The following is a 16936-nucleotide window of genomic DNA, read 5'->3' as shown; positions in this document are numbered from 1 at the left end:
GGAAGAACCGTATATAAGGCTATGGGGTCCGCTATTCAACACTCGCGCGCCGTACGCCCTATTTTGCCGCCCGCAAACAGGGTCAGCGCCGCCGCTTTACCCCGCGGCCCGGTAAACCTGCTTGGTCAACGCCGTCAACCGCCGCGCCGCGACACTGAACGACGAACCCGCCGGATGCAGCGTCAGCACCACCACGACCCTGTCCCCTACGACCCCCGTCGTGTGCAGAACCGGCCGCCCCAGCCCCAGATCAGCCGCCGCGGGCCGGTACGCCTGCCCCTTGCAGGGCACCGCGGGCACGTCCCCGAACCCGGACCACCCCTGCTTCACCGCCCACGGCCGCGGCAGCGCCCGCGGGATCCCGAAGTACTGGTCGTACCGATCGGTCCCGCAGGGCGTCGCCTTCCCCAACTCCCCCAGGATCAGCTCCCGATGCGCCTCCGGAGCCTTCTCCAGCAGGTACCGGTACGTCTTCGCCACGTCCATGGCACTGAGCGCCACGTACCCCCAGAACCCGGGCTTGTCCGCCGGCGGCGGCCGCGTGTCCCGCAACCCCGCCCGGGGCACCATCCGCTCGATGATCGCCCCCTTGCCGCCCCTGTTCCAGAACGCCGTGGCCGCCTTGTCGTCGCTCGACCGCAGCATCGGCCGCAGCAACGCCAGATCCGCCTCCGACGCCTTCTCCCGCCGCAGGAAGTCCAGCGCGATGAGGATCTTCACCACCGAGGCCGACCGGAACGTCAGCCGGGCCCCCTCCTGCAGCACGACCTTCCGGGCCTCCTGGTCGTACACCACGTACCCGGCCCGTACCCCCTCGGGCACCTTGGGCCGCGGCGGGGCCTTCGTCTCACTCACCCGCGCCTCCGGACTCTCCGCCCTCTCGGCCGGCACGGCACCACCACCACACCCGCCCAGCACCAGGACTCCGGCGACGACCATCCCCGCACGCAACGCGCTCACCCGGCCATCCCTACCAGATCCCGGCCCGCCACAACCGAGTACGCACCCACCCGCAGACTGCGCTACAGTAATCACGCCCGCTCAACCGGGCACCGGGACGTAGCGCAGTTTGGCAGCGCACTTGACTGGGGGTCAAGGGGTCGTGGGTTCAAATCCCGCCGTCCCGACAAAGAAGTACCAGCTCAGAGGCCGTCTCCCCGCCCGCGGGGACCGGCCTCTTGATCGTTTGTTAGCCGTTCGTTAGTGGCCCAGACCGCCCGAGACGACACTCAGCCGGTTCGCACGGCACCCGAAGAGACCAAGCCAGCACGACGTGTTCACTCCCCAGCGGCCCCAACTGCCGCCTCACAAGGTCCCAAGCCACCCAGAGGCAACACCCGGGACCTTCCAAACTGGCTCCGCGGGTTCGATTCCCGTCGCCCGCTCCAAAGTTTCCGCAGGTCAGCGCCATGATCGCGCCTTGTCGAGTCCGCGCCGGTGATCGTTTGTCACTCATTTGTCACCCGGACCTAACGTGATCATGTGTTCAACTCCGACACCCAGCACGACCACGCCGCACCCACCGACACCCGTGTTGATCACCCGCCCAAGCACGCCACCGCCCCCTCCTCCCCGCCCCCTGAGACTCGACCAGCACCCACCCAACAAAGGCCCACCGTCTCCCCGCACGCCTCATCGCTGCGCCGACACGCGAACACAGGTGCCCCGCTCGCCCCTTCCACACCCACAAGAAGCCGACCGCGCCGCACGCTCCTCCCGTGACCCATCCGCAGAGATGTCCAGCTAAGAGTCATAGAACGACAGCGACCTCAGGGAGATGCAGGCCCGGAAGCGTTCTCTCCGGCGCAAGCGGAGGTGATCCGGCCGCCGGCGGGAACCTCCGCCTGGTCCAGGTGTTCTCTCCGCACAAGCGGAGGTGTTCCGGGTAGCGTTCTAACGAGTTACCGGGCTGCCATGGGGCAACGGGACAAATGACGACATCACGCGTTCAAGCTCAACTAGCGCCCCTCGTCAAGCCGCCGGTTGCCCACTAACTCCTCCCCGGAACAGCCCCCTCCCCTGGACCAAGTGAGCCAACACCTCTCACTGCGCATCAGATACCCGTCCGGAGGAGGCGGCACCGTAAGCTCGCTCTATGAAGCACCCGCACCCACCAACCACATCATCAAGGACACGGCCGGACAAGCGGGGACCAAGGAGCCGGGCATGGAGGTGCCGCCCAATACCGGGGACATGGACCTGGGTGCGGTCGCCACCGGCGAGCGCCTGCTGGAGCTGTTGCAACTGCTGCACATCCGAGCCGGCCGCCCGGCCTACCGCACGATGCAGACCCGTGCGCGCGACCTGGGGCTGGCGCTGTCCAAGACCCGGGTCGGGGAGATCCTTAACGGCACCCGCCCGCCTTCCCGTCACGACCTGATCGCGTTCGTGCGCGCGTGTGACGTGCCCGCCGCCGGTGTCGAGCCGTGGGTGCGGGCCTGGGAACGCCTTGCCGGATCCGTTCCGCCGGGCAGCCGGTCCGCCGAGTGGCCACCCGGTCCCACAGACCCGGATGAACGCGGCGAGCCCCGCCACCCCCACACGGCGACCCCCTGGAAGCACTCGTTTTCGGGCGCGATCTGCTCCTCGCCTACGGTGGTCGACCAGGTGGTCTACGTCGGCGGCGCCGACGGCTACCTCTATACGCTGGAAGCCGCCACCGGGCGGCAGCGCTGGAAGATGCAGACCCGCGCCGCGATCTGCTGCCGGCCGGCGGTGGCCGGCGGCCTGGCCTACGTCGGCAGCACCGACGGGCACGTGTACGCGGTCGACATCGCCACCGGGCAAGATCGCTGGAAGCTGCCGATCCACCTGGCCCGCCAGCTCGGCAACCACATCGACAGCACGCCAACGGTGGCGCAGGGAATGCTCTACATCGGTACCAGCGACCGGCCCTCGGGCGGGCACCTGTACGCGGTGGACGCCAGCACCGGCGAAGGGCCGTGACCCCAGCTCCCTGCGGCGACGGTCCCCTGACCGACCTGACTACTCTGCGGCGTCCGCGTGCACAACTCCCCGCCAGCGCGTCCCCGCCGACGTTGTCGTAGGCCTTGGGGGGACGTGTCGGGAGAAGCTCCTCCCGCTCAAGTCCGGCGGTCTGCGGGTTCGAATCCCGCCTCCCGCACCGGGCATCACGGCGTTGCCCGACTGTGGCCATGGGCACAGACGGCTGCCCCACCGCTTCTGTTCGGCGTCGCGATCCTGGCCGCCCTCAACCAGCAGTGACGCCGGCGCCACGTCCGCGGCGGCCTGCCGGTCGTCGTGCGGGCGCGGCAGCGGGCCCTGCAAGGCCTGTACTCGGCTCCGCCGCGATCAAGCGGCACGATGAACCACCTGGGCGGGCGGACCCGGAGCCCAAGCGGGCCCGGCCGGTGCGCCAACACCGGCCGGGCCCTGAGCCCCCGCCAGAACACACCTGGAAGGGACCTGGCCCTCATGATGGATCACCCGCAGCACTGCCCGGTGTGCGGCACTCCGCCGCCTCCCCGCCGCACCGGCCGGCCCGCCGTCTGGTGCTCGACCTCCTGCCGCCAGACCGCCTACCGCGCCCGCCACAGCGCCGCCCGCGCCCAGGCCGCCGCCACCCAGGCCTCCGACCGGATCGCCGGCGCCGGCCTCGGCCAGGTCCAGGCCGCCGAACGCGCGCTGACCGAGGCGGTGCTGGCCATGTGCGAGCTGCCGCACGACGCCGCCCTCGCCGACGACGACAACCGCTGGGAGAGCGCCCTGGCCCGGCGCACCCGGGCACTGGCCCACGCCGCGACCGCCGTGGCCGAGCTGGCCGACCAGCACGCCCGCGCCCACGCCGGCTACCGCCACGCCCGCGCGGTGTTCCGTCACCCCGACCTGGTGCTGCCAGCGCGCGACGAAACCGGCCCCACCGGCTACCGGCTGCTGCGGGTGCGGGACACGTTGTTCTGAGTCGCTGGATCGCCCCGGTCTCGCCGCCAGCGTCAGGTATCCGGAGAAGAGGGCGGTCGGATGGAACACCATCCTCCGACGGAGGTCACGGCCGGCACCGCCGGCCGTGACCCCCGCCCCGTGCTGAGTCGCCTCATTGCGCGGTCCGTGGCAGGTGGGCCGCGCGGTGCCCGCGATGGTTCTCTGCGGACGGTGTCGTGGCCGCCCGGCGAACTGCGCGCCGCGTACACCACCGCATACCCTCTGGGACAGCCGTCGACGACGCCGTGCCCCGCTGGACACGCCCCGGCCCGCGCATGCCCGAATCACTGTCCCTCGAGAAAGTCGCTAGGGGGTGTCCCGATCCTCCCCTCTGGCCGACGGGCCGTGCTCAGGCGGCGGCCTGGGTTAGGGCGGCGGCGGCGATCGCCAGAGCGGCGATGATTGTGGGCGCGGCCGTCTTGCCCGGTGGATCGCCGGCGCGGAGGTGCGCGAGGACGGCGCCGGCCATGAGACAGACCAGGCCGAGGCTCGCTGCGGCGCCGATCGGCCACCAGGCCAGGCCGAGAACCAGTCCGGCGGCCGCCATTACCTCGCTGAGGCCGATGAGCCGATACGCGGCGAGGGAGAAGCCGAACCGCCGGGCGTCGTGGCGCATCGGGGATGCGCCCGCCAGCTTGGCGCCGCCACCGGCCAGCGCCGCGAGCGCCAGCACCACCGACAGGGTGATGGCCGTGGCGTTCATGAGAGGTCTCCGCGGTCTGTCGGCGAGCCGGAGGTCGGGGCGGTGCCGTCTCTGGACGGCAGGGCGAGGAGGCGCTCTTGCGCGCCGCCGTTCAGGAAGCTTCTCCATTGGGGGCTGTCGTGAAAGTGGTTGTCGTAGAGGTCCTGTGAGGCGAGGATCTCCTGCGGGCTCGCTTCGCCCCTGCGGACCCGGTCTCCCAGGCGGAAGTAGTCGAACCGCTCGGCGCCCGGCTTGAAGATGAGCATGTCGACTCCGGTGTGCGCGGGGGTGCTGAACGCATGCGGGGTGCGGGGCGGTACGAGCAGGAAGTCGCCGGTCCCGACGACGACGATCCGGTCGCCGGTCAGGACGTGCAAGCCGCCGTCGAGGATGTAGAAGATCTCGGCCGCGGCGCGGTGGTAGTGCGGCGGCGGCCCGTCCACCCCCTTGCCGATCTTGCTGCGGATCGCGCTGACCAGCCCGCCGGTGGTCGTGGCGTCGGCCACCAGCTCCATCGTGGTGGGCGGGTCGCCGAGGACCTCGCTCTCGCCCGCCCGTACCAGCACGGGGTGTGCGTTGCCCTGCTCGATCGTCGTCATGTGCTCTCCTTGGTGGGTGGTTCGGGGGGTTCGGGTGGTCAGTGCTTCTCGACGTCGAGCCGCGGCAGGATGCGCGCAAGGGGGGCGGGCAGCCACCACGCGCGCCGGCCCAGCAGGCGCATCGCGGCAGGGACGATCAGGCAGCGGATGATGACGGCGTCGACGAAGATGGCGACGGCCATGCCGAAGCCGACCTGCTGGAGAAGGCGCTGTGGGCTGAGCATGAAGGCGCCGAAGACGACGATCATGATGGCCCCGGCGGCGGTGATCAGCGAGCCGGTGTGCGCCAGGCCCTCGCGGACGGCCAGGGCCGCGTCCCCGGTGCGGCGCCACTCCTCGCGCATGCGGGAGATCAGGAAGATCTCGTAGTCCATGGACAGGCCGAACACCACGGCGAACACCATGACCGGCAGGTAGGCCTCGATCGGGGCCGGTTCGACGCCCAGCAGGCCGTGCTGGAACACCAGCGTCATCGCGCCGAGCGCCGCCCCGATGCTGAGCAGGTTGAGCAGCGCCGCCTTGAGCGGGATGAGCAGCGAGCGGAAGACGGCCATCAGCAGGAGCACCGACAGGCCGACGACGATGGCGACGAACAGCGGCATGCGGTCGGCGACCTTGGCCGAGTAGTCCTCGGCCGCGGCGGTCGATCCGCCGAGGGCGAGGCTCGCACCGGTCCGGGCCGACAGCTCGGGCAGCACGTCGCCGCGGAGCCGTGCGAGCAACTCGGTGGTCTCCTCGTCCTGGGGCGAGGTGGTCGGGAAGATCGTCACCGTGGCGATCCGGCCGTCGGCAGACGGGAGCGGCGCGGAGACCGCCTGCACCCCGGCGGCGCGGGCCAAGGGCCCCGACGCGGCGCGCGCGGCCTCGGCGGGCCCACCCGTACCGCCTTCGGCCACCAGGAGGAAGGGCCCGTTGAAGCCGGGGCCGAAGCCTTCCGCCAGCAGGTCGTACGCCTGCCGGCTGGTGCTGGACGGCGCGTCGTTCCCGGCGTCGGCGAACCCAAGGCGCATCCCGAGCGCCGGGGCGGCCAGCGCACCGAGCAGTACCCCGCCCACCAGCAGGGCCACCAGCGGCCGGCGCTGCACGAGCGTCCCGATACGCCGCCACACCGCCCCGTCCCCGGCCCCGCCCTTGGCCGCGCGGCGGGCGGCACGGGCGGTGAACGTCCTGGCGAGGCGCCCGCCGAAGAAGCCCAGCAGGGCGGGCAGCAGGGTCAACGAGGCGATCATCGTCACCAGCACGGTCAGCGCCACCGACAGCGCCATGCCCTGCAGTGAGCCGAGGCCGAGCGAGACCAGGCCCAACAGCGCCAGGATGACGGTGCAGCCCGCGAAGAAGACGGTGCGGCCGCCCAGGTCCAGCGCGGCCACGGCGGCACGTTCCGGGGACGCCCCGTTCAAGACCTCGGCCCGGAACCGGGCGAACACCAGCAGGGCGTAGTCGATCCCGACGCCGAGCCCGACCAGCATCATCACGTACGGCGTCCAGGCGGCGATCATGAACAGGTGCGAGGCGAGGACGATCGCGCCCAGCGTCGAGCCGACCGCGAACAGCGCGGTCACGATCGGCAGCCCGGCCGCCGTCACCGAGCCGAACATCAGCACCAGGATCACCAGGGCGGCCAGCAGCCCGGCCCCCTCGGCCAGGCCGCCCTGCCCCTCGGCCAGCAGCCGGGCGGCCTGCCCTCCCAGCTCGACCCGGAGTCCGTCGTCCGCCGCCGACCGTGCGGTGGCGTCGATCCGTTCGACGTCGGCGCGGTCGAGCTGTTTGGTGGGCACTCTCAGCACCGCCGTGGCGTAGCCGATCCTGCCGTCCGGGGCGATGGCGGACGCGTCGGCGTAGGGGGCGCGCACCTGCTCGATCGCCGGGAGGGCGGCGACGCGGGCGAGCATGGCCTCCACCCGCTGCCGGGTGGCGGGGTCGCCCAGCCCGGCGTCCCGGCTCAGAACAATCTGCACGGTGTCGCCCGCGCGGCCGGAGCCGTGCGCGGCCAGCAGATCCGCCGCCCGCTGCGATTCGGTGCCCGGCAGGGAGTAGTCCTCCCGGTAGTCATCGCCCACGGCGGACGCCGCGCCCCAGATCCCCGCCAGCGCGGCGACCCACAGCAGCAGAACGAGCCACCGGCGCCGGTGGGCGAACGTCGCGACACGGGCGAACACGCCCCGTGGAGCGGACGCGGCCACCACCCGGCTGTCTTCGGTTACGGTCATGACCCGCCTTACCATCCTTACAGTGAAGTATTGATAACTTAGAGTGACAATGAGAGGCGGCACGGGACCAGGTGGTCCCGGCCCGAGCGAGGAGCGCTTCTAATTCGTCCCGCGGACGTGAGTGAGCTTGTCGGGGTTGCGGACGACGTCCAGGGCGGTGATGCGACCGCCGTCGACGGTCAGGGACGCCACCGACAGGACGCCGTCCTCGCCGCGCAGCACCAGGCCGGCCGCGCCGTTGACGGTGGCGATCCACATCTCGCGCAGCGGCTCGCGGACGAACGACACCAGCAGGCGCGCCACCCGCTCGGCCCCGACCTCCTCGGTCGGCAGGGCGGAGACCTTGCCGCCGCCGTCGCCGCGGCACACCACCTGCGGGTCCAGCAGCGACATCAGCCCGTCCAGGTCACCGTCCCGGCAGGCCGCCGCGAACGCGGTGACCACCTGCCGCTGCTGGTCAGGGGTGGGCGGGAAGCGGGGCCTGCCCTCGGCCACGTGCCTGCGGGCCCGCGAGGCCAACTGCCGCACGGCGGCGGGCGAGCGTCCGACGACGTCGGCGACCTCGTCGAACGACAGCCCGAACACGTCGTGCAGCAGGAACGCCGTGCGCTCGGCCGGTGACAGGCTCTCCATCACCAGCAGCAACGCCATGCTGACCGACTCGTCCAGAGTGACCCGGTCGACCGGATCGGCCGCCACGTCCCCCACCAGGGGCTCGGGCAGCCAGGTCCCGACGTACCGCTCGCGCCGGGCGCGGGCGCTGCCCAGCGCGTCCAGCGCCAGCCGCCCCACCGCCCTGACCAGCCAGCCGCGCAGGTCGCGGATCTCCGTCACATCCGGCAGCCCGCGCAGCCGCAGCCACGCCTCCTGCACGCAGTCCTCGGCCTCGGTCATCGACCCCAGCGTCGAGTACGCGACCCGCAGCAGGTGCGGACGCTCGCTCTCGAAACGACGCGCGAGCTCCTCGGACGTCATGCCCGAACCCCCTCGGCCGGTCGCTCCCCACCGGGCAGGCGCGCCGGGCACCCGCGCAAGCCGCTCCCCAACGACCCGCGGCCCGAAGTTTCCGTCCCACCCATCACAGCGACTCTCATGATCTAAGGACGACACAGGCCACCTCAATGTGACATCACGCATGCAGTGACCAAGTTCCGTCGCATCAGGGGCGAGGTAGCAGAACGTGACGACCAGGTTGACATAGTGTTCCCTCTGATCCCGTCGGCCCGCGCGAGGCGGTCGGCGGCGGTGCAGCTGGGCCTAGGCGCGGATGCTGTTGGCTTGCCGTGACCTGGCCGCGGCCGGGGGACGCACAGGGCGCCCGGCCCCGGTGGCCTGCCGCGCTGGCGACGGCCAGTGACTGCGAAAGGTCGCCGCCCCACAAAAGCAATGATCGCAAGCTCAAGCGCTAATGATCGACGACTGAAGCCGCAATGATCCAAAACGCTGGTGTGGGCGCTAGCTGCGCAAATACCACCAGAGGTACGGCACCGGGTATGCGATGGGGGTCCCTGGTCATCCAATGTTGTCCTATGCGTCCGCCGAGGATGCAGAGGACACGGCAGCATGGCGCGAGCGGGGAACTCAGCGAGGCAGCACACTGATGTCCGTGACGCGAGAGATGCCCCCCAGTACGGCTGGCCGAAGCCAGCGGCCGATGACGCAGGACCAGACCATCGAGTGGCTCCTGGCCCGTTCGCAACGGCGCAACCATGCGGTGCCGGTGCGGCGTTCGTTCGTGCAGATCGCGGTGGAGGACGGGCCTCGATCGGCTTCTGTGCCTGGACCGCTGGCGAAACTGATGCGCAACGAGCCGGCTCTGGACCTGCTGCTACTGGTCTACGCCGTCACCACCGGCGGCGACTTCGGTGTCACCGAACGGTCCGAGACATGGGGGCGCGCCGGGGGTGTCCTTCGCGCTCGACGGATCGGCCAGCGCTCCGGTCTCGCGTCTGTGGCGCAAGTTGGAGCAGCTGCACCTCATCACGCGGTCGCAGAACGGCCGGAAGACGCGCGTCACCAAGCTGCGGGAGGACGGGACGAACCGTCCGTACACCCGGCCCATCACCTCCGAGAACGGCCCACTGGGCGAGATCTACTTCCAACTGCCGTTCCAGTACTGGGAGGACGGTTACCACCACAAGCTCGGCATCGTCGGCAAGGCCGTGATGCTGATCGGTATGAGCCTGCGCAAGCCGCAGTTCGCCCTCCCCCAGACCGCTGCTTTCGCCGGCTACTACGGCATCTCCAAACCGACCCTGGAGCGCGGCATCAAGGAGCTGACCGCGACCGGGCTCCTCAACGAGACCGGCTCAGAGACCTACAAGACCGGCGAGACCCGCACCGGGTACGGCGAGCGCCTCCTCTACGGCTTCCGCTCCCCGTTCGATCTGAACGTTCGAAAATCCCGCCCCGCAGATCCAGCCCCCGAGCACGAGGCCTCCCCGAGCGAGGCCTCCCAGGACATACCCCAGATGAGCCATGCCAGGACGTCGACGCTCAAGCCATTCGTCCTACCCCCGCAGGCGAAAGCGATCTTCGACAACGGGTCTCAGCAGAAGCCCACCGGAATCTGGGGCTCCTTCCTGACCCCGGCCCAAGTCACCACACAGGACGAGGGGAGGTGACAAATATGAAGAAGCCCCCGATGAACTGGCGTGACTGGAGGAACGTGTCCACGCTGCCCGGCGCGATCATCGCCGCCGCTGCCGGCGGCACTATCAGCACGCTGTTCGTGGAGGGGTTCCGCTACCTGATCGTCTGAGACCCGGCCTAGCAACCAAAGCTCAGAGCAACCAAGTAGGGAACCATCACCAGACCCCGCCCTCGGGCGGGGCCTTTCCCATCATGCAACAGAGACCCAACCAGGAGGAAGTCACGACGCCGCGGCCGCCGTCGTCGTTCAGGCGCCGCGCGAACGCGTCCCCGATGATGTGACCGCCGCCCCTCCCCCACCGGGCCGGCCGGAATACGCCGGAAGGGTCGCGTCAGGACGCTGACCGGACAGACCGGCAACGTGGCGTCCCGCTCCCGAACGTGGCCCACGCCGCCAGGTAGCAGAGCGTTACGGGCAAGTGGACATAGTGTCCGTGTCCGCTCGTGGGCTGGACTCGAGCCTCTTTACGGCACGTTCTGCTGGATTCGTCACGCGTGGGGCTACGATTTTCATCACGGCTAATGGTGCATGAACGTGATGAAAAGCGGGGGCGATGACCGACAGTGCGACGGGCGGGCCGGGGTGTGCGGTGTGCGGCGGGCCGGTGGCGGCGCGGCCGCGGGGGCGTCCGGCGGTGTACTGCTCGCGGGCCTGCCAGGCGCGCGCGTACCGGGCCCGCAAGGCCGAGGATGCGGGGATGAGCGGCCGGGAGGCGGCCCGGTGGGCCGCCTCCCATGCCTCCCTCGCGATCGAGAACGCCCTGGCGAACGGGTGGGAGACCCTGGACCGCTACGGCGCCGACCGGCCCCGCGTCCAGGCCGCCCTGAACGATCTGGTCGCCGAACTGGCCCGGCGCGCCGGCCCGGTCGCCGCGCTCCCCTCCCCCGCCCCCGAGCCGCCGGGGCCGGCCGCCGAGCCGACCGCCGAGGAGCCGCCGCCGCTCGCGTGTGACGAAAGCCTGGTCGCCGTGGCGCAAACAGTGTCCGCCTCGGCGTCTGCGGTGGTGGCGGAGTGCGGGGAGCTGGAGCTGGTGCGGCTGCACGCCGAGGACTACCTGCTGCTGGCCGACGGGCGGCGGGTCGGATGGCTGCGCGGCACCGGCGACGGCTGGCGGGTGCACGCGCCCGGTCGAGAGCAGCCGGTCGCCGGCCTCGATGGGGCGCTGACCGGGTCGGCGGCCGCGCGGGCCGGGGCGGCCGCCCTGGGCGTGCCCGGCGCCCAGGACGCCGAGGTGGCATGCAGGCCACTGCGCGACCGGCACGGCCGCATCATCGAGACCTCGCTGGGCTCGCTGGCGTCCTGGATGCTGCAGCGCGGCCGGGTGCCCGGCCGCGAGGACGTGCTGGTACGCGGCCGCTGCGTCGGCTGGCTGCAGCCCCACCCCGCCGGCGGCTACACCGCCTGCACCGCCGCCGGGCCAGTACCGGGACCGCCTGCCCCGTCCCGGGAGGAGGCCGCTCTGGCGCTGTTCGCCGCGCTGTACGCCCCCGCCCCCTTCCCCGCCCACGACCTCCCAGCCAAAGCCCGCACCCGGCGCCGCCCAGCCGCCCGCCCGCGCCGCGAGCGGCCGATCAGCCCCTACACCGCCGCGCAACTGGCAGCCGCCGCCACCGACCCGCCGCGCGCCGAGGGCGGCGGCTACCTGGTCACCGTCGACGACCACGGCGACACCCACACCCTGGGCCGGATCTGGCGCACCGGGCGGCACTGGCAGGCCGCCGGCACCGACCAGCGCACCGTCGTGCACCGCGCCGCCACCCGCACCAAGGCCATCGACCGCCTGCCGACCGCCCCCGGGGCCGCTGTTCGGCAACCCCGACGACACCCTCACCCACCATCTGCGTGACGAAAATCCGTGACGCAATCCGGCGGCGGGCACCGCATCCCCGATGATGTGACCGCTGCCCTGGACCGCCCCATCGCCGCCCTCCCCCGCCGGAAGGACCCCACCCGATGAACGCTGCCGCTCCTGGTCGGTTGCCGGTCCTGCTGGCGGCCACGGCCCGCGTGCTGGAGCAGATCGGCCCGCTGCCGCCAGCTACCGTCACCTGCGACCCGGCCACCCGCTTCCTGCCGCCGGTCACCCTCACCCCCGCCTCCCCGGCCGCCCCGGCCGCGCAGCAGCGCGACCTGGTGCACACGGCCGCCGCCCGGATGGGCTGGCCCGTGAGCCCGCTGGACGGCGGCGACGGCGCGATCGCCGACGGCACCGTCGACGGCATCCGCGTCCAGGCACTCGCCGCGCCACTGCGCAGCGCCCCAGCCGCCCGCGAACCGGCCGAGGAAACGCCCCGCGCCAGCGGTACCGCCGAGCACGCCGCGCTGCTGCGCGCCCTGACCGACTGGGCCGCCGCCCTCCGGCCACGGTCACCGCCCTGGAAGTCCGCGAGGACCCCGCCGCCGGCGGCGTACTGTCCGCCCGCCTGGTCCTGGCCACCCACGCCGCCGCCGACCAGCTGCCCGACGTGGTGGTCGGGGTCCCCAACGATGGCTGGAGCGGGCTCCGCGGCCACGGACTGCTCCCGACTGGGCACACCCTGACCATCAGCGTCGGGACCTGACCACCTGGGCCGCTGCCGAGTGAGGCGGCTATGGTCGCGGGGTGCGAGCTGTGTGGATCGACGGGGAGTACGACCGCGACACCGCAAATGACCGGCGCAGCCGATACGCGGCATGCGTGCGGGACAGCCAGGCTTCTTTCGCCAAGATCTGGCAGCTGTACCACGACGCGCAGATCCGCATCCTGGAGTTCACCGATGCCGCCTGGCGGGCCGCGACGGGCCCAACCATGTCATCGAGATGGGTCCGCTGCCATGGCACCGTGCTCGACGCCCAAATCCACCGGTCCAACTGGGACGGGTCGCTCAGCGCAAAGGTCGAAGTGGCGGCGCCGTGGCCAGCCGGCCTGGCCAAGTCCAGCGCGTGGAAGCGCGGCGCGTCATGGCGCGACTGGAACACCCACAGCAACGTCGGCGGCAACGATGACGACGCCGTGGTGTACGAGTCACCGACTGAGCAGAACACCGCGAAACACCCGTACGCGTTCGCGACGTTGACCCTGATGTTCCCGGTTCCCGCCGGCGGGTTCCCCGCACTCCCCGACACCATGCCCAACGACGACGACCTGGTCGACCTCGCGCGCCGGCACGTCGCTGAGGCGGTCTACCAGCTCAACCAGCTCGTGGTCCCGATCCTCGAAGCCCTCTGATCAACTGGGGGATCATCGGACGCGCCAACCGCACTGGGAATCCGCATCGACGCCAAGTACCGCTGGGAACTGGTGCCAACCAACGCTGGGAGGGGCGCAGCCGGAATACGGCAGAAAGGGGCCGCGGCTAGGTGTTTGCTGAGGTCAGCGGTGCCGACGAGCGGGGTCTTGCTGGGCGAGGGCTGCGCCGACGACCTCAGCGGTGACGTTGGTGTAGATGGCGAGGCTGCGGATGTTCTCGTGTCCGGACAGCGCCATGAGCATCGGGGCTGACCAGCCGTCTTCGGCCAGGTGGGTGAGCCGGGAGTGGCGGAGCTGGTGGAGGGTGCAGCGCGTCGGCGGGGGTCGTGCTGCTGGGTGTCCTGCTTGAACAGGTACTCGGCGCGTTCGTAGGACAGGCGGCCGCGGCCGGTGTGCGGGCACAGGTCGGCGGCCGCCGGCGTGCGAGCTGGCGCGGGGCGCGGCTGGCCAGGAACAGCGGGCCGGAGGTGCGGTCGCCGATCAGCCGTGGGAGCAAGTGGGCGGTGCCGGACTGCCAGTGGATCCAGCGGACGGTGCCGCCCTTGCCGGTGATCCGGCCGCGCTTGTTGTCCAGGTCCAAGTCCTCAATGCTGAGTGGCAGATCACTCGTTGGACAACGATGGCTACTGGACGGCTCCGAACGTGGTGCGGTGGTCCACCTTCGCCAGTGCCCGGATGTCCTGTTCGGGTTGGCCGGTGGCCCCGCGCAGGTCCGCGGCCCGCAGGTCTGCGAACCGTAGGTCGGCAGCCCGCAGGTTCACCTGCTGCAGGTCGGCGTACCGCAGGTTGGCGCCGCGCAGCTTGGCGCGCTGCAGGTTCGCGCCGCGCAGGTTGGCGAACCACAGCCCCGCGCGGCGCAGGTCCGCGCCGCGCAGGTCGGCGAACCACAGCCCCGCGTGCCGCAGGTCCGCATCCTCTAGGACCGCACCCCGCAGGTCCGCGTGCCGCAGGTTCGCGCGCTCCAGGACCGCACCCCGCAGGTCCGCGTCCCGCAGGTTCGCGCGCTCCAGGACCGCACCCCGCAGGTCCGCGCCGCTCAGGTCCGCGCCGCCCAGGTTCGCGCGCTGCAGGTCCATGTGGTTGAAGTCCAGGTCGGCCAGGCGGGCGGTGGTGAGGTGCAAGGCGCTGAGGTCCACCCGGCGGCGTTCGGGGCGCGGCGGCCGGCGGCCGAGGGCGGTCAGGGCGGCTTGGACGTCGGAGTCGGGCCGCTCGGGCAGCGGCGGACGTCGGCTCAGGGTCGGCCCGTCCTCCTCCGGGCGGGCCTGGGGTGCGCGGCGGCGGATGAAGGCCTCCAGGACCTCCACGACGTCGTCGTGGTGGGGGCGGGAGTCGCCGGCGACGTGGGCCAGCGCGTGGATGCCGCCGAGCCGGGCGTCGAGGTCGGTGGAGCTGAGCCGTTCCAGCGCCTTGGTGAAGCGGTCGGTGACCTGCCCGCGATGGCTGAGCCGGTAGGAGCGGGCGGTGTACAGCAGGGAGATCGCCACCACCACCGCGCCGCCGGCCGACACCACCAGCAGCCGGGCGTTGTGCCGGTCCTTGGCATCGCCGCCCCTGCCCTCCAGGCCCATCCAGGAAGGCATCTTCCACAGCGCCACCGCATACACCGCCGCCAGCGCCAGCAGGCCGACCCCGGCCAGCACCACGCCCGCGCCGCGCACGGCCGGGCGGGCGAGCGCGTACTGGGCGCGGCGGCGGGCTCGGGTCATCGGGTTCACGAACGATCAGTCAACGCGCCCGCCCCGCCCCGGCGCCACCACATGGCCACAACGGGGCAGCCGACCGCCCGGATCCCCCGACTCCGGCGGGCCCGCGGGGGTGCGTACCGGCCTCGCTCGGATCTCACATAATGCTATTTAAAGTGAGGCCACCGCGGCACCACCTTCCCGCACACCAGCCGGTGATAGACGCGTTTGTCCTGCTAGACCCCGGTATGTGGATGACCTGCCCTTTGCTTTACCCGGGTACAACTCAAAGCATGGGCAGGCACACTCTGCTGGTCATGGAAGCGGCGGTCCGGTTCGATCTGCGGCCGCGCGGAGTGATCCACGGCAGGACGGCTGCACCCGGCGGGGATCGACCCGAAGCAGCCGCCCGTCCCGGCGCCCAGGCTGCACAGACACGTGATCAATGGCTCTGGGGCGCCGGCGGGTCGCGCATCCGCATCGACGCGCTCCGCATGATGGTGTCGAGCCGGGCCCCACGATCGTGGGAGCAAGAATGAAAGGAATTCATGCCGCCGAGGTGGTGACGGCCGTCGCGCTCATCGCGGGCGGCGCGGGGGCGTGCGGGACGGACGAACCAGCTCCGCCCCCCAGCGGTCACAGGCGCCAGTGGACAGTCCAGCGACGTCGGACGAGCCGAAGCGGGAGCCGTCTCGGTCCCTCACCAGCAGCCCGGCGACGTCGGACACGCCGAAGTCGCGCGGGTCGTCTCGGTCGCCCGATTCTGAACCACAAGACACCGATAACCGGCCGCTTCCAGAAGAGTGCAAGCATCCGGCGGGGGGGGGAAGCGTGCGGCAGAACTGCATCGAGGAGTTCGGCCCGGATGGCGTGGGCACGGTTCCGCCGGTTCCACCGGTTCCGCGAGAGCAGGACCGCAACGGCAACGGCATCGACGACTCGGTGGAGGAGCCGGAGCCGACTCAGGACCAGGAGCCCAGGCCGACTGAGGATCCCGAGCAGGAGCCGAGTCAGGAGCGGGAGCCGACTCGAGACCAAGAGCAGGTACCGCCAACCGAAGAACAGATCGAGCAGTGCACCGAGCAGACCGGGTCATCCGAAGCCTGCCGCGAAAAGATCGATCCTTGATCGCTTGCCGGCCGCTTGATCGGCATGGCCTCGAGCCCTGCGCTCCTCCGATACGACTCCGCGTTGGCTGGTGACGGTACCCCGCCACGGCCCCCCTATGGTTGCGTCGCGGAGGTCCCCGCCCGACGGTGGCGACGAAGGCGTCTGCGCGCCAACTCGGCCTCCAGATCAACCATGATGCCCCACAGCAAGGAATTGTCCGAGGTGCCGGATGAGGGGCCATCCCCGCGTGCACAGGGAGCAGCGAACCGGTTCTATTCGTCGCGCCAAGGGATGGGGACCATCGCCGCGCGGGGATGGTCCCTCGCGGCACAGCTCGGCGCACAGCCGCTTGTACTGCTCCCCGCGCACGCGGGGATGGTCCGCGCACCGACAAGGGCCGGGCCGCGGTCGAGGCCCGCTCCCCGCGCACGCGGGGATGATCCCGGCCAGGCGACCGCAGGCGTGGCAGTGGCCCGGTGCCCCAGAGCGGGCATCCGAGGAGCGCGAGAAACTTCGGGCCCGGCAGCGTTCGGCGAACCTCACCCGGGAGGAACGCAACGAGGTACGCCGCACCCAGATCATGGAGCACCTCGGTAAGGCCGCCGATATCGTCAAGCAACTCGGCGAGGAGGCCCCGACCACCCCGCCAAGCTGACCGAGCACCCCTTCGGCGGCCGCGCCGACTGGAAACTGATGCGGGCCAAGATCAACGACCTCAACGACGCCTTGGCGTACGTTGTCCCACCCGAGCCCCCATCCCCTCTTCGAGGACGACACCCCGACCCTGATGAGGCCTGATAAGCAGCCCGAAGATCATGTCGGCGGCGCC

General features: G+C 71.4%; 14 protein-coding genes and 1 tRNA gene. 8 read left to right on the top strand and 7 right to left on the bottom strand.

What is annotated here, in order from left to right; translation table 11 throughout:
* Window positions 1–96: 96 nt before the first annotated feature.
* Window positions 97–855: a hypothetical protein gene (locus tag ACA361_RS32410; RefSeq protein WP_375018362.1), complete on the bottom strand. Its 759-nt coding sequence runs from the start codon at window positions 853–855 to the stop codon at window positions 97–99.
* Between the two features lie 198 nt (window positions 856–1053).
* Here ACA361_RS32410 and ACA361_RS32405 point away from each other — a divergent pair.
* From ACA361_RS32405 to ACA361_RS32395, 3 genes are all read left to right on the top strand, one after another.
* Window positions 1054–1127 (top strand) — tRNA-Pro (locus tag ACA361_RS32405).
* A gap of 1039 nt (window positions 1128–2166) precedes the next feature.
* Window positions 2167–2946: a PQQ-binding-like beta-propeller repeat protein gene (locus ACA361_RS32400; protein WP_375018361.1), complete on the top strand. Its 780-nt coding sequence runs from the start codon at window positions 2167–2169 to the stop codon at window positions 2944–2946.
* 489 nt (window positions 2947–3435) lie between these two features.
* Entirely contained in the window at window positions 3436–3921 is a 486-nt protein-coding gene (locus ACA361_RS32395) for a hypothetical protein (protein ID WP_375018359.1), read from the top strand.
* A gap of 370 nt (window positions 3922–4291) precedes the next feature.
* Here ACA361_RS32395 and ACA361_RS32390 read toward each other — a convergent pair whose 3' ends face one another.
* The 4 genes from ACA361_RS32390 to sigJ all read right to left on the bottom strand — a co-directional run bounded on the left by ACA361_RS32390 (window position 4292) and on the right by sigJ (window position 8408).
* Window positions 4292–4645 carry a DoxX family protein gene (locus ACA361_RS32390; protein ID WP_375018357.1) on the bottom strand — a complete coding sequence of 118 codons (354 nt, stop codon included), beginning with the start codon at window positions 4643–4645 and terminating at the stop codon, window positions 4292–4294.
* Window positions 4642–5223, bottom strand: a complete 582-nt coding sequence (locus ACA361_RS32385) for a cupin domain-containing protein (RefSeq protein WP_375018355.1) — start codon at window positions 5221–5223, stop codon at window positions 4642–4644. Before ACA361_RS32385 ends, ACA361_RS32390 begins: the two co-directional genes overlap by 4 nt.
* 38 nt (window positions 5224–5261) lie before the next feature.
* The gene (locus tag ACA361_RS32380; protein WP_375018354.1) at window positions 5262–7433 is read right to left on the bottom strand and encodes an MMPL family transporter; all 2172 of its coding nucleotides are present in this window, start codon (window positions 7431–7433) and stop codon (window positions 5262–5264) included.
* 99 nt (window positions 7434–7532) lie between these two features.
* Window positions 7533–8408 carry an RNA polymerase sigma factor SigJ gene (gene sigJ, locus ACA361_RS32375; RefSeq protein ID WP_375018352.1) on the bottom strand — a complete coding sequence of 292 codons (876 nt, stop codon included), beginning with the start codon at window positions 8406–8408 and terminating at the stop codon, window positions 7533–7535.
* A gap of 929 nt (window positions 8409–9337) precedes the next feature.
* Between sigJ and ACA361_RS32370 the strand changes: the two genes are divergently transcribed.
* From ACA361_RS32370 to ACA361_RS32355, 4 genes are all read left to right on the top strand, one after another.
* Entirely contained in the window at window positions 9338–10057 is a 720-nt protein-coding gene (locus ACA361_RS32370) for a hypothetical protein (RefSeq protein ID WP_375018351.1), read from the top strand.
* A 582-nt stretch (window positions 10058–10639) separates the two neighbouring features.
* Complete coding sequence (locus ACA361_RS32365) at window positions 10640–11932, top strand: hypothetical protein (RefSeq protein WP_375018349.1); 1293 nt, start codon at window positions 10640–10642, stop codon at window positions 11930–11932.
* Between the two features lie 107 nt (window positions 11933–12039).
* Window positions 12040–12627 (top strand): hypothetical protein, encoded by a 588-nt coding sequence (locus ACA361_RS32360; RefSeq protein WP_375018347.1) that lies wholly within the window; start codon window positions 12040–12042, stop codon window positions 12625–12627.
* 70 nt (window positions 12628–12697) lie between these two features.
* Window positions 12698–13294 (top strand): hypothetical protein, encoded by a 597-nt coding sequence (locus ACA361_RS32355; protein WP_375018345.1) that lies wholly within the window; start codon window positions 12698–12700, stop codon window positions 13292–13294.
* Between the two features lie 144 nt (window positions 13295–13438).
* On the opposite strand, the gene ACA361_RS32350 is transcribed toward ACA361_RS32355, so the two are convergent.
* Together ACA361_RS32350 and ACA361_RS32345 are read right to left on the bottom strand one after the other, a co-directional pair.
* On the bottom strand, window positions 13439–13717 hold the full coding sequence (locus ACA361_RS32350) for a site-specific integrase (RefSeq protein WP_375018343.1): 279 nt from the start codon (window positions 13715–13717) through the stop codon (window positions 13439–13441).
* A 221-nt stretch (window positions 13718–13938) separates the two neighbouring features.
* Window positions 13939–15021: a pentapeptide repeat-containing protein gene (locus ACA361_RS32345; RefSeq protein WP_375018341.1), complete on the bottom strand. Its 1083-nt coding sequence runs from the start codon at window positions 15019–15021 to the stop codon at window positions 13939–13941.
* Window positions 15022–15828: 807 nt separating this feature from the next.
* Between ACA361_RS32345 and ACA361_RS32340 the strand changes: the two genes are divergently transcribed.
* Window positions 15829–16125, top strand: a complete 297-nt coding sequence (locus tag ACA361_RS32340; RefSeq protein WP_375018339.1) for a hypothetical protein — start codon at window positions 15829–15831, stop codon at window positions 16123–16125.
* Window positions 16126–16936 lie beyond the last annotated feature (811 nt).

This window comes from Actinomadura sp. 21ATH (assembly GCF_041951345.1).
GTDB lineage: Bacteria > Actinomycetota > Actinomycetes > Streptosporangiales > Streptosporangiaceae > Spirillospora.
Note: the sequence above shows the minus strand (reverse complement) of the source record. Positions and strands in the feature narration are given on the sequence as shown.